Source organism: Bacillus sp. 22475, assembly GCF_052044835.1.
GTDB lineage: Bacteria > Bacillota > Bacilli > Bacillales > Bacillaceae_G > Bacillus_A > Bacillus_A cereus.
In genome coordinates this window covers 45,994-69,191 of the sequence record NZ_JBQENW010000015.1, presented here as the reverse complement: position 1 = coordinate 69,191, position 23,198 = coordinate 45,994, and the positions used below count along the sequence as shown (strand labels likewise).

Genomic DNA, 23,198 nt, shown 5'->3' with positions numbered 1-23,198 from the left:
AGGTGCGAATATGAACGGATATGTATATTTAGTTGGTGCAGGACCAGGTGATGAAGAGCTTATTACAAAAAAAGCGATAGAGTGCTTAAATCGTGCAGATATCGTCTTATATGACCGCTTATTAAACCCTTCCTTTCTTAATTATACAAAAGAAACATGTGAACTTATTTATTGCGGAAAAATGCCAAAGAATCATACTATGCGTCAAGAAATGATTAACTCACACCTCCTTCAATTTGCGAAAGAAGGAAAAATCATAGTCCGCTTAAAAGGCGGAGATCCATCTATTTTTGGCCGTGTTGGTGAAGAAGCAGAAACTTTAGCATCAGCAAATATTCCATATGAAATTGTACCAGGTATTACATCTAGCATCGCCGCTAGTATCTATGCAGGTATTCCCCTCACCCACCGTGACTACAGTAATAGTGTCACTTTATTAACCGGACATGCAAAAGGTCCTTTAACCGATCATGGAAAATATAATTCATCTTACAATAGCGACACGATTGCCTACTACATGGGTATAAAAAACTTACCTACAATTTGTGAAAACTTACTACAAGCAGGAAAAAAAGAAGATACGCCAGTAGCAGTCATTGAATGGGGTACAACTGGTAAACAGCGCGTTGTCACAGGGACACTGTCTACCATTGTTTCTATTGTCAAAAACGAAAATATTTCTAATCCTTCTATGACAATTGTTGGTGATGTCGTTTCCTTACGTAATCAAATCTCTTGGAAAGAACGCAAGCCATTACACGGCAAGAAAGTTTTATTTGCATCTGCAACAAATAAAAAAAGCGCAATAAAGCAAATGTTACAAGAGTCCGGTGCAGAAATATATCAAATTCCAACTTTCAAAAAGAAAGAATACACATTAACCTCTGAACAAATCAATATGATTTTTAGCGTTGATCGTCTTGTATTTTGTTCCGCTGACAGTGTAGACATCTTAATGCAATCATGCAGTAAATATCATAAAGATATTCGTTCCTTACAGGCAGAACTTCAGTATATGAACCTTTCTATTCAAGAAAAGCTCATGCAATATGGATTGTTAAGTAAACCTGCGCAATTTTCTTCGAATTCAACGATTTATTTAGGACGAAACATTAACCGAATTGCTGTTATTCAAGAAAAAATTGGTGCTGGTTCCTATATGATGACTCATGAATACACAATTGATCATCGCTTCGATGAAATTCATTCACGTATGCTTTCTGAATTCTCATGGGATAGCATTGTATTTGAAGGCCGTGCTTCTATTGATACGTTTCTAGCAGAAATAAAACGCCTTGACTTTATCAATATTCTTACTCTCCCATTCTCGTATACCGACGTTCCAACTTTATACTATGCAAATAAAGTTGGGTTTCATAACGTAGATCATCAATTACAAGAAACTCTTATGAAGAAAGACATGGTGAGACAATGAAAGGAATTGTATATGTTGGACATGGGAGCCGGCTACAAGAAGGTAATGAACAATTCATTCAATTTATTCAATCTGTTATGAAAGAGCGAAACGAAAGAATTCAAAAAATAGCTTTTCTAGAACTAACGACACCTACTATTTCGGATGCAGTTACAGAAACGATAATAGAGGGAGTAACTGAAATAATGATTGTACCTGTTTTATTATTTGCAGCAGCTCACTATAAACGTGATATTCCTTTTGAAATAGAGCAACTACAAAAGAAATATCCACAAATAACATTTTCAGTTGTACCTCCTTTTAGTACACATCCACATATGGTGGAACTTGTAGTGAAAAGAATACGTGAAGCTATGCCAATGCAAAATAGTAGTATTTTACTCGTAGGACGAGGCAGCAGTGATCCACAACCGATACATGAATTACAACAAATCGGAGCAGCTGTCGAACGCAAACTCGGTATGCCAGTATCCTGTTCCTTTTTAACGAAAGGAACTCCCTCTTTTACTGCCGAGCTCAAGGCTATAACATCGACTGCGTCCCACGTATATGTCATGCCGTACCTTCTCTTTACCGGATTATTACTTCAAAAAATTAAATTGCATACAAAAAAATATGATCACGTTACGACTTGTAACTGTCTTCAGTTTGATACATACATGAAGTTAACATTATTAGAACGAATGGAGGAATGCATATATGTATAACATGTACCCTCTTATGTTTAATCTACAAAATAAAGTGGTCGTTATCATTGGTGGAGGTAAAATTGCATATCGAAAAGCGTCTGGATTAAAAAATACAGGTGCTTTCGTCACTGTTGTCAGCCCAGAAATTTGCGAGGAAATGAAGGAACTTTCTTATATTACTTGGAAGCAAAAAACTTTTAGTAATGATGATATTAAAGATGCTCATCTTATTTATGCAGCTACAAATCAACATGCTGTAAATATGATGGTCAAACAGGCCGCTCATGATTTCCAGTGGGTTAACGTTGTAAGTGGTAGTACAGCATCATCTTTTCACACACCTGGTGTCATTCGAAATGATGAATATGTTGTCACTATTTCAACTTCCGGTAAGGACCCATCGTTTACGAAGCGCATGAAGCAAGAATTAACATCTATACTTCCTAAACTTATAAAAAAACTTTCTCATACTCGCAAATTGTAATCTATCACTCAGCTAAAATAGTAATTAACTTTGAACAAACGTTTTTAGAGGCGTTTGTTCTTTTTGCTTTAGTTTCGTTTTTTAGGCTCAGACAAGCAATTGGACAAGAATCTGTGAAGAAAAATAACGACAACAATTACGGACATAAAAAACAGTTGCTTGAGAGCAACTGCTTCAATACAGGTTTTATATTGGATATTCATTCAACCAAATTAGCGCATATTCATACTCATCAAAAAATCTCACAGATTCTTTCGTATTAGATTGTTGTAAATAATCCATTATCTCCCCCTCTTCAAGGAGAAATGCAATTGCCTTACTGTGATTCAAAATGGTTTCATTGAAAAACTTCTCTTTCCATACTTTTTGAACAGAAAAATGATTTGGCGTGTATCCTTTTCTATCCACCAACAATTTGTATTTCCGCCCTTCGGAAATGAATTGCTGACAAACCTGCTCGAAACCATTAAACCATTCATACACATCATCTGTTTTTATATTACCAACTAGATGGGTAACAATTATATCTCCTGAAACTGTTGTGCTGATATTCTGTTTACTCAACTTGGAATCATCCCCCTTATTTACAATAATACGGAAAAACTACATGGAATCAATAAAGATAAAATTCTTACTTGACGCTCCCCCATCACTATCAACCTAAGCTCATGTAACGTCAATTATAAGCAAGATTATGTCTTTTTTCGCAAATCTATATGTAGATGCTTTAAAGATTTACATACGAAATAACCCCTAATGAGTTTCCTTTTTTTGAATTAAGCCACTTGATTATCAGACATAGTACAATTGTAAACGACACTCAATATATTTAAGACTGTTTTCTTCTCATATCGATGGGATTTCCGTCCATCATTTACCGCCTCAAATCTATTCGTTTTTGCACGTACATTCAAAACAAAATATATGACAAATAAATAACGACAGTTACTGTAATAATGCTGAAAAGTGTTGAAAATAAAACGATTTGTGCATGTAATTCAGGTTCTATTTGATACTCCATAGCAATGGTTGATGTATTTCTTGAAGTAGGAAAAGAACTTGCAATAAATAATGATTGTGCAACAATACCATCCATGTTTAGTAGATATATCATAGCAAGTGCTAATAATGGTCCCATCAGTAACCTTCCAATTAAAGCCCATGTTATGACTCGATGGAAAAAATTAAGCTTAATGTTGGATAATTGTGCCCCTAGCAATATGAGTGCTATTGCAACAAAACCATTCGCAAGCTGATTAAGAGGAATAAAGATAGAATTAGGTATTTGAATTGTAAAAGATTGAAAGAAAACCCCTAATACGAGTGCATGAAATACAGGCAGTCTTAGAAATGATTGAATAATACCTCCGATTGTTTTTGTTGCTGATAGTAAGTTATATATCCCATATGAATAAGTTAAAAGATTCTGGAAAATAACAATAAAAATTTGAATGGAAACCCCCACTGGATTGTGACTGAAAATCAATTGACTTACTGGTAACCCATAATTACCGGAATTCATTAACGAAATGCTATTTTTTAGAGCTGCACTTTCTCCTTTTTCTAACTTTAATATTTTTGAAATGAAATGACTTACTATGATCAGACTCAGACTATAAAGCATTAAATAGTATATTATCTGGAGCAACAAACCTGTTTCTATACGAATATCATATATATTCACAAATACAGCCGCTGGCATCAAGCAATAAGTAATAAGTGTAGATAGCTGCTTTAAGTTAAATTGAAACTTTCTTTGTAAGATTGCACCAATTAGCATCAATATTAATATTGGTAATATCAAGTCTAATATAATAAAAACAAACATGTAAAACCTCATTCCAAATATATTATAGTTGGATTAAACTCTTTACTAAATATGGACCACATTTAATTCATCGGAAAACACCCTCAATTCTTAATAATCAGAAAACTGAAATCAATAATATGAAAATGCTCATCAAAAATTCTTATTTCATTTCCCTCCCCTCTCTTTTCTTTAACATATCAAATATAACTCATAAAGAAAATTATGGATTGTTTATACAAATTCATAATTTTATCTTATCAACCTAAACGGTATTTTTTATTTTAAGTATTCTTTTTCACAATATCCATTAGCCTTACCAAAAAATCTGGCCCTAGAAAAATCTGATACTGCAGTTACTATGCGAAGAATACTTACATCAATTCCATACTTGTCGCTTAAAACACCTAACATACCTGATACTTGTTTATCTTGAGTGGACTTATATTTTTTTCATCTAAACATCCCGATTCAATTAAATATTTGCATTCTAAAAATGAGTTCGATCTTTAGAATAGATTTAAGATTTCCTTCACTAATCTACCCTTTAATTGAATAACTTTTGACTTCTATATTTTAAAATAAAATTCCATAAACCTTCTGTTTTTCATTTTAAAAACACATTCTTTTTGAAAACGAGCGTTTGTTGAGATAGCAATAAAAACATGTTGAAGCCTATTACAAAAAGAACCATCCCAAAATACTTTGGGACAGTTCTTTTTCCTTATTAATGATTCTTTAACATCACTAACAATTTCTCTTGGCTATACATCCATACTGTAATGATTAAACAAGCAAGTGCGACTTCTGATAACGCCATAAATCCAATTGCATAATGACCTGTTAATTGGAATAGTAACGTTAAAATTAGCGGTGGGAAGAATCCTCCTAGTCCACCTAAAGCTGATACGAGACCATTTACAATACCAGCTTGTTCTGAGAAATACATTGGAACGAGTTTAAAGATTGTACCATTACCTATACCTGCACAAAATGCGACTAGTAGGCAACCAAATGTATACACGTTCATGCTAGGCATAAATGATAAAATAATACCTGAAAGTGTTAAACCGATAAATACAAAGATTAATATTTTAAATGGATTAAACTTATCACCGAGCCAACCACCAATTGGGCGCATAATTGTTGCGAGTACGATGAATCCAGCTGTCCGCATACCTGCATCTACTTTCTCTAATCCGAAGTGAGATACTAAAAAGTTTGGTAAGTATACGGTAAATGCGACAAATGATCCGAATGTTAAAAAGTAAAAGATACATAAAAACCAAAGTTTTTCATTTTTATATACACCTTTTATTTGTTCCATTAATGGTGTATTCACCTTTTTCTCTTTACGATCGCCTAATAAAAAATTCATAAGTGCAAATGCTGCAAGTAAAACCAAATAACATTGTACTGTCGCTCTCCAGCCAACTGAAGTTGCGATAACAGGCGCTAAAAATGAAGTAATTGCTGTTCCGGCATTACCTACACCGTAAATACCATTTACAAAACCGTGACTCTCTTTCGGAAAGTATTTTGGTAAAGAAGTTACCCCTACAGAGAATACAGCACCACCGATTCCGACAAATAATCCACCAATAATTAAATCCATCATAGAATTGGCAACACTAATATAAAAGACAGGAAATAATAATAAAATAAAACTAATAAAGAATAATTTTCTTGCTCCGAAACGATTTGTCCAATAACCAATTGGAATGCGAAGAACAGAACCTAAAATAACCGGTACTGCTGTTACCATAGAAATTTGTCCCGCAGTTAATGGAATATCCGCTTTAATATAAGGCATTAATGATGATAAAATGACCCATACCATAAAACCGATAACTAGATTAGAAGTTTGTAAACTTAATTGAAAATTAGGACTTTTCATCCTGTTCCCTCCTATGTATGCATAGTTATATTTATTCTCTCCAGCCTAATCACGTCCTAACATGATTAGGCTGAGAAGAATCAACCACCACTTACTGGCGGAATCATTGCTACGACATCGCCAACTTGAATGATGTCATCCTCATTTGCATACTCTTCATTTATCGCGACCATAATCTCGTTTGAAATTGCTACATTATATTCCTTAATCAGAACTTCCTTCAGCTTCGCAACTGTAATATTTTCACAATCTATGTGTAATGCTGGCTTACTTACTTCTTCTTGTAAATGTGCAAATAATAGTACTTCAATCATATACTCCTCTCCTTTCCAGGCTCACCATTTGCATATGTTACCTTCTCTAACTGATCACCTATCCATGACTCACCATCTTCCCAAAACTCTTTCTTCCAAATTGGAACAATTTGTTTAATACGCTCCATAATATATTCGTTCGCCTCATATGCAGCTTTCCGGTGTGGTGTAGAAACAGCGACAACAACAGCAAGATCAGAAATTTGTAATGTACCAATGCGATGTGTAATAGCGACATATGTCCCTGGCCACTTCTCTCCTACTTCAGTGCCAATTCTCTCAAGCTGTTTCTCCGCCATTGTCTTATAAGCTACATACTCTAAACAAAGTGTACGTCGACCTTTCGTAAATTCTCTAACAATACCAATAAAAGTAGTAACCGCACCACACTCACGACGAATTACTTTGTTTGTAACTTCTTCAATTGAAATAGGTGTATCAATTACTTCATAATACGTATGTGTCATCTTGCACCTCTGATCCTTATATAAGTTAGCAATCTCTTTTTCTATTACTTGTATGATCGAAGCGGCTCTTCCCACGGCCACTCACTTCCGACGTTCGATTCTAATAACAGTACCGAAACGGTTATTCCTGTTTCAAATCCTCTCGTTCCTCCCGGCAGAACGAGAAATGCATTCGCTTCTGCAAGTGAAGAAATTGCGCTAGATTTATCTAAACCGACTGGTGTAACTTGCAATTGCCCATCTACAATTTCTACTCTCCCTCTTACAAAACGAGTAAACGGATTTGCTTTCGAAATGTCTTTCTGTAAAATTGCCTCTGCACGATATATGTGCGGATCTTTCCTATGCAAGTATGTTCCAATGACAGGCCGAACATACAATTCACATCCGACATAACAAGCAGAAGGATTACCAGATAGACCAAATAATAGTTTTCCCTCTAACTCAGCTACAGTTGTCACACTTCCTGGTCGCATCGCTATTTTGTTGAAAAGTACATTTGCTTGTAATTTCTCATAAATAGCCGGTAAATAATCATAGTCTCCTACTGAAACGCCACCAGTTGTAATTAATATATCAACTTCTTTTATCGCTTTTTTTACAGTGTTATAACACGTCTCAAAATCGTCAGCGAATTGCCCATAATACTGTACAATCCCCCCTGCTCGTTCAATTTGAGCAGCTATCATATAGGAGTTACTATTTCGAATCTTCCCTGGCTTTAATTGTTCATGTACTTCGAGCAGTTCACTTCCTGTCGTTACAATTCCAATGACTGGCTGTTTTACAACATATACCGTACTATAACCAAACGTAGCAAGAAGCACTGCAACTCCCGGATTAATAACAGTCCCTTTTTCCACAAGGATGCTATTTTGTTTTACATCTTCTCCTTTAAAAGAAATGTTATCACCAGCAACAAAGGAGCGTTTCAATTTCATATAAGTCTTTTCGTTTTCTTCAAATCCTTCCGTTAGCTCTAACATAACTACTGTATTACACCCCGCAGGAATTGCCGCACCTGTCATAATACGGACAGCTTGAAATGCTTTCACATCTTCTGTAAAAACAAAACCTGCTCCAATTTCACCAATCACTTCAAACAGAATGGGATTACTGCTACTTGCTTCTTTTGTGTCTTCTGCTCGAATCGCAAATCCGTCATATGGAGAACGATTGAAATGCGGGACATCATGATCTGCAATAACATCTTCTCCAAGTGTTCTACCGTAGCTTTCTATAAGAGAAACCTTTTCTATTTCACCTTGGTAAGCATATTCCATTACACGTGCAACTGCTTCTGCCACTGGAATTGGTATACGTTTTTCTAACATTCTTTTTCACCTCGTTTTAATAAGGGACAACTCTCTTTCTGTTCATCCTATATATTTTGCGTATAATCGTTTTGCTATTTTCACATCATTTGTTCCATGAATAAATGCCCTACCGTCTGTAAATAAAACGAAACGATATTCATCAATTAGAAATGATAGTAAGTAAGGCGTTTTTTGGACAAGTACACTTTTTTGTAATCGTTTTTGAACTTCCTCTAAATGAAGAACACGTTTTATCCCTGAACGGATTTGAACCGTATTCCGCCCGCATAGCACTTCCGTTTTCATCTGTGCTTCAAATGTTAAACTTGGGTACGTGCGTGTATTTCCACAAGAGGGACATGTATTTTTCTTCTGTCTATTTACTTTTAATGAGAGATATTGATTGTTCCAAATATCAAATGATAACATTGTTCCTCTTAGCGCCTCGAAATCATCCACCAATATTTTCATCGCCTCTGTTACTTGATGAGCAACGACCATTTGTACAGCTGGTTGAATGATTCCTGCTGTATCGCATGTTGCACCGCCCATAGGATGATCCATTAAGCAGCGAAAACATGGTGTTTTCCCTGGAAGAATTGTATACGTTACACCGTAACTTCCAATACATCCACCGTATATCCAAGGTATATTTTCTTTTTGTGAAATGTCATTTATAAGTAAGCGCGTATCAAAATTGTCAGTCGCATCTAATATGAGATCCACTTCTTTTGTTAACTCTTTTATTTCTTGCAGTGTGACATCCGATACAACTGGTACAATTTCCACTTCAGAATTAATCTTTCTTAAATGCTCTGCCGCTGCAATTGCTTTCGGTTTGCACTGCTGTGCATCTTCTTCTGTATATAACTGTTGCCGTTGTAAATTACTCCATTCGACGTAGTCACGGTCAGCAATTGTCAATTTCCCAATTCCCATTCTAACAAGAGCTTCTGCATTTGCAGCTCCTAGTGCACCCGCACCGATTAGGAGCACATGCTTTTCTCTTATTTTTCTTAGTCCCATTTCACCAATTCTAGAAAACAATACTTGTCTTGCATAACGCTCTTGCATAAGAACTCCGCCTTTCACTATCCACCAATGTAAGACATTTCAACTTTTGGACGTTTACTTGTACTTTCAACTGTTCTTTCATCTGAATATCGATCTGTTCTATATCGCCATGTATGTTGTAAAATTTTTAATAATGAGGCGTCAGAAATATTTTCTCGAAGAAGCGTTCGCAAATCCGTTCCTTTTGTTCCAAATAAACATGTAAAAAACTTACCGTCTGCCGAAATACGGGCTCTCGTACAAGAAGAACAAAATGACTCAGAAACAGAAGTAATAAATCCAACTTCTGCATCGCTCCCTACATATCGATACATTTTCGCAACCTCTCCAAAGTAACGAGGTTTAACAGGCTTAATCGGATATACACGATTAATCTTCTCTATTAATTGTTCCTTCGTAATAACTTGTTCAAAGTTCCAGCCGTTTGTACTGCCCACATCCATAAACTCTATAAAACGGAGCTGAATTTCTTGTTCTTTAAAGTAACGAGCCATATGAAGAATTTGACTATCATTCATTCCTTTTTTTACGACCATATTTACCTTTACTTCTAACCCTGCGTTCTTCGCTTCTTCAATTCCTTTTAATACAGGTTTTGCGCTTACATTTCGTCCATTAATTTTTTTGAAGACATAATCCTCTATCGCATCTAAACTAATATTTACACGTTTTAATCCCGCTTCTTTTAACGCCTTTGCTTGTTTTGCTAAATGAATACCGTTTGTTGTGAGTCCAATATCTTTTAAGCCTTCTAGCTTTGCAAGTCTTGCAATTAACGTCGGTAAGTCTTTACGCAATAAAGGTTCACCGCCAGTAAGCCTAATTTTATTGACTCCCATACTTATAAATAATCTCGCTAATCTTTCTATTTCATCGAACGTTAATAAAAGCTCTTCCTTTAAAAAAGCGTAATCAGGTCCGAACACTTCAGCAGGCATACAGTATGTACACCTAAAATTACAACAATCAATAACTGAAATACGTAAATCTTGAAGTGGCCGTTCTAAAGAATCTTTCATGTTCTCATGCATCTATATCCCTTCTTTTCTGCTGCAATCCTTAGTAAGCTTTCAATTTTTTTATTTGCCTTCATTATAAAAAAGAAGCTACATATTCAATGTGACTTTTCTCACATTACTTTCCCCATTCAAAAATTCTTCACAAATCCGTTCGAATTTTGTTCACATCTTTAATCTCATCCACTTTGTCTATTGAATTTTTCAAACTAAAAACTGAAGATTTCTTCCCCTTACGGTCATTGAAATTTCAATTTATTTTTAAAATAGCTCTTGCATTTTCATCATACTTACACTCAAAATAGGAAATGTATTGCTTATAAGAAGAAAGGTGATCACTGTGGCAAACAGTATGACATTATCTCAAGATTTAAAAGAATTACTTGCATCTGTTGAATATAAAATGCAAATTAAAAAAGGTAGTTTTATTTTTCAAGAAGGTATGGAGGCAACAGAGCTCTATATCATCCACTCAGGAAAAGTACAAATTAGTAAATTAAGTGCTGACGGACAAGAATTGACACTTCGAATTTGTTCGGAATATGACATTATTGGAGAACTAACATTATTCACGGACAATGCGAAATACTTATTAAATTCAAAATGCCTTGAAGATGTTGAAGTAGGAGTTATAAAACGTGAAGCGTTAGAAAAAGCATTACTCCAAAAACCAGCACTTGTATTTGAATTTATGAAATGGATTAGTGAACATTTAAGAAGAATGCAAACGAAGTTCCGAGATTTAGTATTACACGGCAAAAAAGGTGCCCTGTACTCTACTCTTATACGAATGACAAATAGTTACGGTGTATTAAAAGAAAATGGGATTCTCATCGATTTACCATTAACAAATCAAGAACTTGCTAATTTCTGTGCAACTTCACGTGAAAGTGTAAATCGAATGTTAAATGAATTAAAAAAGCAAGGTACAATTTCGATTCATAAAGGAAAGATTACAATCCACGATTTACAATTTTTAAAATGTGAAATTGCTTGTGAAGATTGCTCTGCTTCTGTTTGTAGCATTGATTAGCATCTTATTTAGATGCTAATCTTTTTTCAATTTAAACTACTTATTAACGATTATTTCCTATGTAAACAAAAACGAGGCCTGCCATATGAGACCTCGTTTCGTTTTAGCTGCTAACTCCTATCCGTTTACAGCAGTATTATTTTTTCAACTCATTAGGAATACGTCTTCTGTAAATTACATAACTACGGCTTACATATTTAATTGGGGCACTAAATACATGTACTAGTCTTGTAAATGGCCACACTGCGAATAAACCCATCCCTGCAAGAATATGAATTTTAAACCATACTGGTACTTCCGTCATATATTCAACTTTCGGTTGGAAAATAAAGAGACTTCGGAACCAAGGGCCAATTGTTGTACGATAATCAAATCCTTTTGAATCGATATTTAAAAATGTTGAAGAAAGTCCTGCTAACATTACGATAAGTAATAAAATAAGCGCAATATAATCTCCCTTTGTGCTCGTTGCAATGATACGTTTTACAGTTACGCGGCGGTACGTTAATATAATTAAACCGATGATAGAAGCAACACCTGCCGGAAGCCCGAAACTAATTGCCATTATGTGATACGTATGCTCAGAAATACCTATCGAACGGTATACAGCTTCTGGAATTAATATCCCCATAACATGACCGCCAATTACGAACATAATCCCAAAGTGGAATAATAGACTTCCGATTCGGAGCATTTTCTTTTCTAATAGTTCACTAGATTTTGATGTCCATCCAAATTGATCATAGTTGTATCTAAAAATATGTCCACCGATAAAGATTGCAAAAATGATATAGGGAAACAATACCCATAGAAATTGATTCATCATTTTAACAACTCTCCTTTCTAATTTGTCTGTACATCCCATGCTTCGATAGCGAGTAGAACAGCCGCAAGAATTGGTTCATACATACTACCTGCTTCTTTTAACTGAACGTGTAATGCTTGTATATTCTCCTTGTATTTACTCATAATTGGTTCACTGTCTAGCTCATTTGCATTTGCAAAAAACTCGAGTAATAGCGGTAAATAATCAGGTAGTTCTTTATCTGTTACTTCAAAACCCGATTTTTTATAATGCTGCTTTAACTCTAGTAATTCAATCCCTCTTTCTCTTTGTTCACCAGTGTTCATATACGTTAAATACATATTCGTCTTTTTACCAAAATCAAATGTATATACGTAACCATCAATAAGTTGATCGTTCGTTTTATGTAGCGCTTGTTTTATAAATGTTGTAAGTGAAGCTTTAACATCGTCCTGTTCAATCGCTTCCATCTCTTCTAGTAATTCAGTTAAAGCTTCACTCCACCCGAGTTCCGGGTAGGAGAGAAGGAATGAAGAACAAGAAAAAGCAGTTCGTAAACTTTGTTTCATAATTTGCTGCCCCCTTTATTTAAGAAATTGTCATACAAGAGCCTGGGCCACCTGCGAATGATAAACCACAGCTTCCTTGTTCACTATATAAATCTGCAACTTGTTCTCGGTGAGAAGTCGGGATAACAAAACGATCTTTATATTTCGCAATAGCAAGAAGACGATACATATCTTCTACATCCTGTTTTGTTAAACCAAGTTCTTTTAATACAGCTTCATTTGGCTCTTTATTAATTTGCAGCGCTCTCATATGCGTTCGCATAACAGCCATTTTCTTCAATGTAAGACGAATGTATGATTCATCTCCTGCAGTGAGTAAATTCGCTAAATATTGAATTGGAATACGCATATTATCGATAGCAGGGAAAATCTCTTCTGCTTGCCAGTTACTGCCTTTCCCTTCCACCATATTCATAATTGGGCTAAGCGGCGGAATATACCAAACCATCGGCATTGTACGATACTCTGGATGAAGAGGCAGAGCAATTTTCCAATCGATAATCATTTTATAGATCGGTGACTGTTGTGCTGCTTTAATCCATTCTTCAGGAATGCCTTGTTTTTTCGCTTCAGCTGCTATTTCTGGATCATTTGGATCTAGGAAAACAGTAAGCTGAGATTCATATAAATCTTTTTCGTCTTCAACAGAAGCTGCTTCTTTTACTTTATCAGCGTCATATAGCATTACCCCAATATACCTGATACGTCCCACACATGTTTCTGAACAAATTGTTGGCATACCAGCCTCAATACGTGGGAAACACATTGTACATTTTTCAGCTTTATTCGTTTGCCAGTTAAAATACACTTTTTTATATGGACAAGATGATACGCAGAACCTCCAAGCACGACATGCATTTTGATCTACAAGAACAATGCCGTCTTCTTCACGTTTATACATCGCACCAGATGGACAAGATGATACGCAAGACGGATTCATACAATGTTCACATATGCGTGGTAAATACATCATAAAGACGTTTTCAAAATCTGTTTTAATTTCTTCTTCCATTTTCTTTACGTTCGGATCTTGTAATCCTGTTATATGTCCACCAGCTAAATCATCTTCCCAGTTCGGACCCCATTCAATTTTGTCGATAAATTCGCCTGTAATTGCTGATTTCGGACGAGCAACTGGTTGATGCTTACGCTGCGGGCTATTTGTTAATGTTTCATAATCATAATTCCAAGGTTCAAAGTAATCATCAATTGTTGGTTGATCTGGATTGTGGAAAATGTTCATAAGACGTTTCATTTTCGAACCAGATTTCAGCTGAATTTCACCATTTTTCAATTCCCAGCCACCTTTATATTTCTCCTGATCTTCCCATTGTTTCGGATAACCAATTCCGGGCTTCGTTTCTACGTTATTGAAGTACATATATTCCGCACCTGGACGATTTGTCCAGGTGTTTTTGCACGTTACGCTACAAGTATGACAGCCGATGCATTTATCTAGGTTCATTACCATTCCGACTTGCGCTTTAATCTTCAAGCCAATCTACCTCCTTCAGTTTACGGATTACAACATTTAAATCACGCTGGTTCCCAGTCGGACCATAATAGTTAAATCCATAGCTTAATTGGCCATATCCACCAATCATATGTGTTGGCTTAACATGAATACGGGTTGGACTATTATGCGTTCCCCCACGGGTGCTTGTTAATTTCGTACCAGGCACGTTAATGTGGCGATCTTGCGCATGGTGCATAAATGCCATTCCCCTCGGTATACGGTGCGTTACAACAGCACGCGCTACGACAACACCGTTACGGTTAAAGCACTCAATCCAATCATTATCAGCAACGCCAGCCTCTGCAGCGTCCTCTTTATTCATCCAAACAGTTGGACCACCTCTAAACAGCGTTAACATCGGTAATGAATCGAAATACATACTATGAATCGACCACTTATTATGCGGTGTTAAATAGTTTAGTGTAATCTCTTTCCCTTCTACTTCAGGGCGTGACTTACGGAACGGTTTATGTTGCAGAATTGGTTTAAATGTTGCCATCGTTTCACCAAATTCTTTCATCATGTCATGGTCTAAGTAGAAAGATTGTCGACCAGTTATCGTTCTCCAAGGAATAAGACGTTCCACATTTGTTGTAAACGGTGAGTAACGTCGTCCACCTTTTTCTGAACCTGTAAAGGCCGGAGAAGTAATTACTGTTTTCGGTTGTGCTGTAATTTGTTCGAATGTAAAGCATTCTTCTTCACGTTCTTCCGCTAAATCACGTAATTTTAGATCTGTTTGTTTTTCAAGTGCTTCCCATGCTTTTACTGCCATATGACCGTTTGTTGTAGAAGAAAGCGTTAATACCGCTTCAGCAGCATTGATTGCTTCTTTTATGTCTGGGCAACCTTTCGCAATAGTATCCGTTCGAACAACTCCTAATTTGCTCTTTAATTGCTCATACTCTTTTTCTGCTGACCAAGAGATCCCTTTCGTACCAATCGGTTGTTTTCCGGCATTTGGTCCAAGTGCTGTCATTTTGTCATAAATCGTTTTATAATCCCTTTCAACAACATGAATTTGTGGCATCGTTTTACCCGGGATTGGTTCACATTCACCTTTACTCCAATCTTTAATCTTGCCAAGTGGTTGCGCTAATTCTTGCGGTGTATCATGAAGAAGTGGTGTTGCAACAACTTCTTTCATTGGTTCAAGATCTATTTTCTTCGCTAAATCTGACACAGCTTTAGAAAGTGAAGTGAAAATATCCCAGTCAGAGCGTGCTTCCCACGGTGAACCGATTGCTGGATTAAATGGATGCACAAATGGATGCATATCTGTACTACTTAAATCATGTTTTTCGTACCAAGTTGAAGCAGGTAAGACGATATCAGAATACAGCGCTGTTCCAGCCATACGGAAATCTAAATTAATGAGTAAATCAAGCTTCCCTTCTGGTGCTTCTTCATGCCACTTAATTTCTTCTGGTCGTAATGAATCACTATCGTCATTCATTAATCCGTTTGTTGTACCTAATAAATGTTTTAAGAAATATTCATGCCCTTTACCAGAACTTGAAATTAAATTCGCACGCCAAACGAATAAGTTGCGCGGGAAGTTGTTTTTATTATCAGGATCTTCAATCGCAAATTTCAGTTCTTTTTCTTTTAATTTTTGTGCAACATATTTTCCGATTTCTTCTTGCGTTGTTGCACCAGCAGCAACAGCTTCTTTATATAATTCAATTCCATTTTTCTCGAATGTTGGATAAGAAGGTAACCAGCCGAGTCGTGCTGCTAATACATTGTAATCACCGTGATGTTGATAACGTGAGTTACCTTCAATTGGTGATGCTAAATGTCCAACAGGTGTATCTTCATAGCGCCATTGATCTGTTACGAAATAGAAGAAAGACGTACCATTTTGTAATTTTGGTGGCCCTTGCCAATCTTTTGCCATCGCGATTGTTTGCCATCCTTCTGCAGGTCGTAACTTTTCTTGACCAACATAATGCGCCCATCCCCCGCCGTTTACTCCTTGTGCCCCAACTAGAAGAACAAGATTTAAAACTGCGCGATAAATCGTATCAGAATTAAACCAATGGTTAATACCAGCTCCAACAATAATCATCGAGCGACCATTTGTATCAGCGGCATTTTGTGCGAACTCACGAGCGATTTGAATAATTAGTTCTCGTTTCACTCCTGTCATTTTCTCTTGCCATGCAGGTGTAAACGGTACATCATCATTGAAGTCTTTCGGCTCTTGTCCGCCAAACCCTCGGTTCACCCCGTAATTTGCTAACGTTAAGTCGTATACAGTTGTAACGAACACTTCGCCTTCTTCTGTCATAACCTTTTTCACTGGAATTGTACGTTCTAATACTTTGTTTCCATCATCAGAGAAGTACGGAATTTGTACCGTTCCAATCGTTTCTTCCATTCCAAGTAAAGAAAGACGTGGATCAATCTTTTCACCTGTTTCTTCATCTTCTAAACGCAAGTTCCATTTCTTTTCGTTATCCCAACGTGAGCCCATTGTGCCTTGAGGTGTTGCAAAATCATTCGTGTTCTCGTTCCAAAGAACAGGTTTCCACTCTCCTAACTTCGTTTCGCGTCCAATATCAGCAGCGTTTAAGAAACGATTAGCAACGAATTGATCTCCTTTTTGTTTCAATGTGACAAAGAAAGGAAAATCAGTATATTGCTTCGCATACTTTGTGAAATATTCCACTTGATTATCTACGTAAAATTCTTGTAAGATCACATGCCCCATTGCCATCGCAAGTGCACCATCTGTACCTTGTTTCACACTAATCCAATCATCCGCAAACTTTGTAGATTCAGCGAAGTCAGGACTGACAGAAACGACTTTCGTTCCTTTATATCGAACCTCTGCTAAAAAGTGAGCATCTGGTGTTCTCGTCATCGGTACATTTGAACCCCATGTCATAATGTAACCAGAGTTATACCAGTCACTACTTTCTGGTACATCTGTTTGATCGCCCCAAATTTGCGGAGAAGCTGGTGGTAAATCTGCGTACCAATCATAGAAACTAAGCATCGGCCCACCCATAAGTTGCATAAAACGACTACCAGCAGCATGACTTAACATCGACATAGCTGGAATTGGTGAAAAGCCAACATTTCGATCTGGCCCGTATTTAATTACTGTATAAAGTAGAGAAGCTGAAACGAGTTGTAATACTTCATCCCAATTCGCACGAATAAATCCACCTTTACCACGCACCTGCTTATACTTACGTGCTTTTTCAGGGTTTTCCACAATACTTTTCCAAGCATCTAGTGGTGACTCGTTATTTTGTAGTTCCTCTTGCCACATACTCCAAAGAACACCACGTACATACGGATATTTCACACGAAGTGGACTATAAATGTACCAAGAAAAACTTGCTCCACGTGGGCATCCTCGCGGTTCAAAATCTGGCATATCAGGACCTGTCGTTGGATAGTTAAGCTCCTGCCCTTCCCACGTCACAATTCCATCTTTCACATATATATTCCAGCTACATGAACCAGTACAGTTCACGCCGTGTGTAGAACGAATTACTTTATCATGCTGCCAACGCTTTCTGTACACATTTTCCCATTCGCGATCTTCATATGTTTCTTGTGTATGATTATCGTTATAACGATCTATTGGTGAAAAATATTTTAAACGTCTCATTAGTGCTGAAGTTTTTTTCTTCATACTGTTCACTCCTTTAATACGTCTCTCTTACATACCCTTACTATAAGAGAGGTTGTAAAATACAGATGTGACATTTCGCACAGTTCAAGAGATTGTCAAAAATTCAGTAGAAAATAAGTTTGTGAGAAAATCTTGTGTTCCGTTGTAAAGATTATGGTTAATCTTAATTATTAGGAGAATGGTATTTTGAGGTATCGACTATTTTGCAAAAGAAAAAGAGTTTTGATATTATTTCAAAACTGCCATAAGGAAAAGAGTATAAATTGTATGTAAAAAATTTTTTCCCAATGTTATTATTTTATATCGAGTCTGATTTTACATAAAACTACAAATCATTATTTACTGTATTGCCCTTAGTTACGGAAACAATTATACTAGATGTAATCGAAATAAATAATCTGAATATTCTCAGAATTTAAGGTAGAAGTTTTACTATCTACAAATAGAATTAGAAATATGTCCACTAAATAGATTAGAAAACGATAATAACATTAGGAGGATTACGATGCCCCAGCTTGATTCATTACATCCCACTGTAGAAAAAATAATCAATAATATTGAAAAAATAATGGTCGGAAAACGAAAAGAAACGATCTTAGCTTTGACAGCTCTCTTAGCTGACGGTCATGTGCTATTAGAAGATGTTCCTGGTGTCGGGAAAACAATGCTAGTACGTGCTCTTTCTAAATCCATTGATGCTGATTATAAGCGAATTCAATTTACACCTGATTTATTGCCGTCAGATGTAACAGGAGTTTCTATTTATAATCCGAAAGAGCTCCAATTTGAGTTCAAGCCTGGACCAATTATGGGGAATTTTGTACTTGCTGATGAAATTAATCGTACATCTCCAAAGACACAATCTGCTTTACTTGAATGTATGGAAGAAGGCAATATTACAATCGATGGCATTACAAGGCCTTTACCAAAGCCGTTCTTTGTCATGGCTACACAAAATCCGGTCGAATATGAAGGAACATATTCTCTACCAGAAGCTCAGCTCGATCGTTTCTTATTGAAACTAAAAATGGGATATCCTACACCAGAAGAAGAATTTGAAATTTTAAACCGGATGGAAAAAACAAATCCACTCTCTCAATTACAGGCCATTACTACAATAAAAGAATTACTTTATTTACAACAAAGCGTGCGGGTAGTAAGTATGGACAAAGCAATTAAGCTTTACATTGTAAAACTTGTTAATCAGACTCGTACGTACAGTTCTATACAGCTAGGTGCAAGTCCACGTGGCTCAATTGCTTTAATGAAAGCTTCACAAGCTTATGCATTTATCCATGGCAGAAATTATGTTATTCCAGACGATGTTAAATTTTTAGCTCCTTACGTTTTAGCACATAGACTCATTTTAAAAATGGAAGCAAAATTTGAAGGAATAACTGGAGAACAAGTTATCGCAAAAATCGTTGCACGAACTACTGTGCCGACTCAAAGGACGATGAACCCTTGATGAAACGAATACTGCGAGCGCTATATCACGTTACGAAGTTATTGCTACTCCCTTTTTGCCTAGTCTTAACATTTGTGTACGCTATGTTTCAAGGAGGGTTTGTAAGTTGGTTTTTGTTTTACAGCACAATTCCCATTGCTCTTTATTCGCTACTACTCCCCTTCTACGCTTTACGGGACGCTGAAGTAAAACGAATAACAAACCAAAATGGATATGTAGTAGGAGAACAATTTGTAAGCACGATTACAATAAAAAGAAAATTTCCTTTTCCCTTACTTTATTTAGTTATAGAAGATGAACTGCCACCACAATTTATAAGTTGTAAACAAACAAAGATGAATAAGGTAGTACTCTTCCCAGGATTGAAACGAAATATTTCGTTTCAATATGTTATTGACACAATCCCTAGAGGCGAGCACACTTTTTCAAGCGTTCGTGTCAAAACTGGCGATTTATTCGGCATGATAGAGAAAGAAGTAACTTTTTCAGTTCCAGATACATTTTTAGTCTATCCCCAGTATGTAGATATAGCATATCGACAATTGGAAAATCATTTCGAACAAGGAGCGCTTTCAGCAAATATAAATTCAGCAAAAGACTCTACAATCTCTGTCGGTGTCAGAGACTATAAACCTGGTGATCGCTTTTCATGGATTGATTGGAAAGCAACTGCACGAACAAACAATATTATGACAAAAGAGTTTGAACAACAGCGCAGCCATAATGTCATGATATTCATAGACAGAACCGAGTCTCCTCTATTCGAATCAGTCGTCACATTTACTGCCTCTATCGTAAGGGCTGTCTTGAAACAAAATTCACCAGCATCATTCGTGTCTATTGGAAAAGAACAAACTATTTTCCCTTTAAACAATGGAGATACGCAGTTACAACAAATCCTTTGTCATTTAGCAAAAGTACAAGCAGACAGTGTATTCCCGCTCTCCCAGAGTGTAGAAATGGAACTAAGAAAAATTTATGAGCCCGTCACGATTATACTCGTGACAAGTAATCTTTCTCCCGATATTCAAAAGGCGGCTGATTGTGCCGCTATAAAAAATAGAAAATGTATGGTGTTTGTCGTGAAAGAAAAAGCAAATCAACTTTCACACCGAGAACTCAGTATAATAGAAACTCTAAAAAAACGACAAATATTTGTAAACATGGTTTATGAAAACCGGTATACAAACGTGTTTTTTGAGGTGAGCAAATGATAACATTACAAACAAAATACAAGTGGGATACGAACAGATTCTTTATGCATGCATGTGTATTTCTTCTTTTACTAGAATGGCTAAGACCTCTTATAGGTATTACAAATGTAGGTAGATTAGATATTTTCGTAACATTTATAGGAATTTGCTTCGCTCTCTCTTTTTTTCAAACGAGGTGGCAGATTCCAATAAAAATTGTCACAGTCTTATTTATCATTCATTCCCTGTATTATAAAAATGCTTTTATAAATCCATCTTGGCTAACAACATTCTTTTCTGATATGTTTCGAAATTCCTCCCTGTTTTTCCAAGGGAATTTACTAGATATTTCTCCAGTTTTTCCGACATTTTTATTTTTTCTATCATTTTGGTTTTTGAGTTCTTTCACTTCATTTTGGATAATTCATAAAAAACGTGGGTTTCTATTCCTTGTATTGACTATTATTTATATCGTAACTTTTCATAACTTACATTTATACAATGCAAACTACGCTATTATTCGGACTGTTGTCATCGGCTTTTTTATGCTTATTCTTCTTCAAGTAGAACGAATAAAAGAGCGTGAACACATACAAAATCATGCTAGGGAAACCTCAAAATTACTTAGACCACTTACAATATTTATTGTATTATTAGCAACCATCGCATACTTTGCTCCAAAATTTGGCCCTCAATGGTCAAACCCAATGGATTTTTTAAAATTCAACACATATGAAGCAAGTAAAGAACAAAAAGTTTCTACAATTGGGTATGGTTTAGATGACTCACGATTAGGCGGTCCTTATAAGGCGGATCCTACAACTGTTTTCACAGCACAAGCGCAAAACAAACAATATTGGAGAGTAGAAACAAAAGATTTTTATACAGGAAAAGGCTGGGAAGTTTCTGAAAATCCGAAAAAGGTTTCTTTTAAAAATAAAAACGACGTCGTAAGCTGGTACGAACAAAATACAAAAACGGAAACTACTGAGGCAACAATTACCATGCAAAAAAGTTACCCTCACCTTACCTATCCAGCAGGATTAGTATCAGTTGAGGCTTCTTCTGATGTATCATACAGTGTTGACCCGTTTTCAGAAAAAATTTATACAATGAATGGAGACTCTTCTACTACTTTACATTCGTATAAAGTAACATATGAGATCCCTGAGTTTTCCATAGAAAACTTGAAAGCTGTAAAAACAAATGAAGGTCAAGAAACAAACCCTTATTTTATGACAAAGTACACACAACTTCCCGAGTCATTACCACAGCGCGTAAAAGACTTGGCTGTCAATCTTACAAATGATAAAGACAACCGATATGATAAAGTATTAGCTATTGAAAATTACTTCACAGACAACTCTTTTACATACGAATCAACGAATGTCTTATTCCCTGCCAAAAGCCAAGATTATGTAGACCAATTCCTTTTCGATACAAAAAGCGGCTACTGTAATAATTTTTCGACGTCTATGATTGTACTACTTCGTTCTGCCGGGATTCCTGCTCGCTGGGTAAAAGGCTATACAGAAGGAACTCTTGACAATACACTTGCCTCTGCAGAAGGTGAGGATGTTTATACAATCACGAACGATAACGCACACTCTTGGGTCGAAGTATATTTCCCAGGATACGGATGGATTCCATTCGAACCAACAAAAGGATTTACTAATCCCTATAATTTTATAAATAATACGCCTGCTCCTATTTCACAAAATAGCGAAGCAAATAATTCTAATAACGAGCAAATACAACAACGAAATAATGAAGCAAAACTTAAAAGTTTAATTGAAAATACAGAAGAAGCTTCTACTAAAAAGGTCACAAATTCTAAAACTAGTTTTTCTTGGTGGTACGTATTCCTCTCTACGATACTAATTAGTATTATAGGATACATTCTCTTCACCACTAGAATGAAATGGATGACATTTCTTATTATTCATTTCTATAAATACCGAAAAGATGATGCTGTTTATCAAAAAGCTTACGGTGCACTTTTAAAACAATTTGCGAGAATTGGCATACCACGGGGTGAAAGTCAAACATTCCGAGAATACGCTCTCCATATCGATACACTTTACAACTCGGCCGATATGCAACAACTTACTGCCAGTTATGAGAACGCTATGTATAAACAGGGGCAGGCTACGGTAGAATGGAAGAAATCCGTACACTTATGGGAAGTGCTTATGAAAAAAGCAGCTTCTCTACCTAAATCAGATGGCTTTGATACAGTTATTTAATCTTGAAAATTTGAGTTTAAAGAAAACGTCTCAAAGAACTACATTGTTCTTTGAGACGTTTTTTAATAAAGTGAAACTCCTACTTATTCCCCAAGCACCTTCTCAATCTCAACCTCTAAATCTACCGGCTTCGTCTGCGGAGCAAAACGCCCTACTACTTTCCCATTTTCCCTAATTAGAAACTTCGGAAAATTACATTACAATATAACTATTTATA

General features: G+C 36.1%; 19 protein-coding genes and 1 pseudogene. 7 read left to right on the top strand and 13 right to left on the bottom strand.

What is annotated here, in order from left to right:
* Positions 1-10: 10 nt before the first annotated feature.
* From ACTJJY_RS21255 to ACTJJY_RS21245, 3 genes are read left to right on the top strand one after another with little or no spacing between them, the layout of a single operon-like run.
* Positions 11-1,435: a uroporphyrin-III C-methyltransferase gene (locus ACTJJY_RS21255; RefSeq protein WP_440606461.1), complete on the top strand. Its 1,425-nt coding sequence runs from the start codon at positions 11-13 to the stop codon at positions 1,433-1,435.
* On the top strand, positions 1,432-2,142 hold the full coding sequence (locus ACTJJY_RS21250) for a sirohydrochlorin chelatase (protein ID WP_377901073.1): 711 nt from the start codon (positions 1,432-1,434) through the stop codon (positions 2,140-2,142). Before ACTJJY_RS21255 ends, ACTJJY_RS21250 begins: the two co-directional genes overlap by 4 nt.
* Positions 2,135-2,608 carry a precorrin-2 dehydrogenase gene (locus ACTJJY_RS21245; RefSeq protein ID WP_000282601.1) on the top strand — a complete coding sequence of 158 codons (474 nt, stop codon included), beginning with the start codon at positions 2,135-2,137 and terminating at the stop codon, positions 2,606-2,608. The genes ACTJJY_RS21250 and ACTJJY_RS21245 overlap by 8 nt, the downstream gene beginning before the upstream one ends.
* 186 nt (positions 2,609-2,794) lie before the next feature.
* Here the strand turns inward: ACTJJY_RS21245 and ACTJJY_RS21240 are convergent, their stop codons facing one another.
* From ACTJJY_RS21240 to moaA, 8 genes are all read right to left on the bottom strand, one after another.
* The gene (locus ACTJJY_RS21240; RefSeq protein WP_232357456.1) at positions 2,795-3,202 is read right to left on the bottom strand and encodes an STAS/SEC14 domain-containing protein; all 408 of its coding nucleotides are present in this window, start codon (positions 3,200-3,202) and stop codon (positions 2,795-2,797) included.
* Between the two features lie 316 nt (positions 3,203-3,518).
* Positions 3,519-4,436 carry an AEC family transporter gene (locus ACTJJY_RS21235; protein WP_440606460.1) on the bottom strand — a complete coding sequence of 306 codons (918 nt, stop codon included), beginning with the start codon at positions 4,434-4,436 and terminating at the stop codon, positions 3,519-3,521.
* Between the two features lie 706 nt (positions 4,437-5,142).
* Positions 5,143-6,312 carry a nitrate transporter NarK gene (gene narK, locus ACTJJY_RS21230; protein WP_000841863.1) on the bottom strand — a complete coding sequence of 390 codons (1,170 nt, stop codon included), beginning with the start codon at positions 6,310-6,312 and terminating at the stop codon, positions 5,143-5,145.
* Between the two features lie 80 nt (positions 6,313-6,392).
* Entirely contained in the window at positions 6,393-6,626 is a 234-nt protein-coding gene (gene moaD / locus ACTJJY_RS21225) for a molybdopterin converting factor subunit 1 (RefSeq protein WP_000573676.1), read from the bottom strand.
* Entirely contained in the window at positions 6,623-7,093 is a 471-nt protein-coding gene (locus tag ACTJJY_RS21220) for a molybdenum cofactor biosynthesis protein MoaE (protein ID WP_440606459.1), read from the bottom strand. Before ACTJJY_RS21220 ends, moaD begins: the two co-directional genes overlap by 4 nt.
* 44 nt (positions 7,094-7,137) lie before the next feature.
* Positions 7,138-8,427 (bottom strand): molybdopterin molybdotransferase MoeA, encoded by a 1,290-nt coding sequence (locus ACTJJY_RS21215; RefSeq protein ID WP_440606458.1) that lies wholly within the window; start codon positions 8,425-8,427, stop codon positions 7,138-7,140.
* A gap of 42 nt (positions 8,428-8,469) precedes the next feature.
* Complete coding sequence (locus ACTJJY_RS21210; protein ID WP_440606457.1) at positions 8,470-9,483, bottom strand: molybdopterin-synthase adenylyltransferase MoeB; 1,014 nt, start codon at positions 9,481-9,483, stop codon at positions 8,470-8,472.
* Between the two features lie 17 nt (positions 9,484-9,500).
* Complete coding sequence (gene moaA, locus ACTJJY_RS21205) at positions 9,501-10,514, bottom strand: GTP 3',8-cyclase MoaA (protein ID WP_440606456.1); 1,014 nt, start codon at positions 10,512-10,514, stop codon at positions 9,501-9,503.
* A gap of 325 nt (positions 10,515-10,839) precedes the next feature.
* Here moaA and ACTJJY_RS21200 point away from each other — a divergent pair, with 325 nt between their 5' ends.
* Positions 10,840-11,532 (top strand): Crp/Fnr family transcriptional regulator, encoded by a 693-nt coding sequence (locus ACTJJY_RS21200; RefSeq protein WP_000013866.1) that lies wholly within the window; start codon positions 10,840-10,842, stop codon positions 11,530-11,532.
* 136 nt (positions 11,533-11,668) lie between these two features.
* Here ACTJJY_RS21200 and narI read toward each other — a convergent pair whose 3' ends face one another.
* The 4 genes from narI to ACTJJY_RS21180 are packed head-to-tail and all read right to left on the bottom strand — an operon-like array spanning position 11,669 to position 18,074.
* Positions 11,669-12,358, bottom strand: coding sequence for a respiratory nitrate reductase subunit gamma (gene narI / locus ACTJJY_RS21195; RefSeq protein ID WP_000981851.1), 690 nt, complete (start codon positions 12,356-12,358; stop codon positions 11,669-11,671).
* 17 nt (positions 12,359-12,375) lie between these two features.
* On the bottom strand, positions 12,376-12,906 hold the full coding sequence (gene narJ / locus ACTJJY_RS21190) for a nitrate reductase molybdenum cofactor assembly chaperone (protein WP_440606455.1): 531 nt from the start codon (positions 12,904-12,906) through the stop codon (positions 12,376-12,378).
* A 19-nt stretch (positions 12,907-12,925) separates the two neighbouring features.
* The gene (gene narH / locus ACTJJY_RS21185) at positions 12,926-14,401 is read right to left on the bottom strand and encodes a nitrate reductase subunit beta (protein WP_440606454.1); all 1,476 of its coding nucleotides are present in this window, start codon (positions 14,399-14,401) and stop codon (positions 12,926-12,928) included.
* Positions 14,391-18,074, bottom strand: a complete 3,684-nt coding sequence (locus ACTJJY_RS21180; protein ID WP_440606453.1) for a nitrate reductase subunit alpha — start codon at positions 18,072-18,074, stop codon at positions 14,391-14,393. The genes narH and ACTJJY_RS21180 overlap by 11 nt, the downstream gene beginning before the upstream one ends.
* A 505-nt stretch (positions 18,075-18,579) precedes the next feature.
* Here ACTJJY_RS21180 and ACTJJY_RS21175 point away from each other — a divergent pair.
* The 3 genes from ACTJJY_RS21175 to ACTJJY_RS21165 are packed head-to-tail and all read left to right on the top strand — an operon-like array spanning position 18,580 to position 22,981.
* Positions 18,580-19,542 (top strand): AAA family ATPase, encoded by a 963-nt coding sequence (locus tag ACTJJY_RS21175; protein ID WP_434166662.1) that lies wholly within the window; start codon positions 18,580-18,582, stop codon positions 19,540-19,542.
* Positions 19,542-20,756 (top strand): DUF58 domain-containing protein, encoded by a 1,215-nt coding sequence (locus tag ACTJJY_RS21170; RefSeq protein WP_440606452.1) that lies wholly within the window; start codon positions 19,542-19,544, stop codon positions 20,754-20,756. Before ACTJJY_RS21175 ends, ACTJJY_RS21170 begins: the two co-directional genes overlap by 1 nt.
* Positions 20,753-22,981 carry a transglutaminase TgpA family protein gene (locus ACTJJY_RS21165; RefSeq protein WP_440606451.1) on the top strand — a complete coding sequence of 743 codons (2,229 nt, stop codon included), beginning with the start codon at positions 20,753-20,755 and terminating at the stop codon, positions 22,979-22,981. The genes ACTJJY_RS21170 and ACTJJY_RS21165 overlap by 4 nt, the downstream gene beginning before the upstream one ends.
* Before the next feature lie 83 nt (positions 22,982-23,064).
* Here the strand turns inward: ACTJJY_RS21165 and ACTJJY_RS21160 are convergent.
* Positions 23,065-23,175 (bottom strand): annotated as a pseudogene (locus ACTJJY_RS21160) (glutathione peroxidase); the annotation flags it as partial.
* Positions 23,176-23,198: the final 23 nt, after the last annotated feature.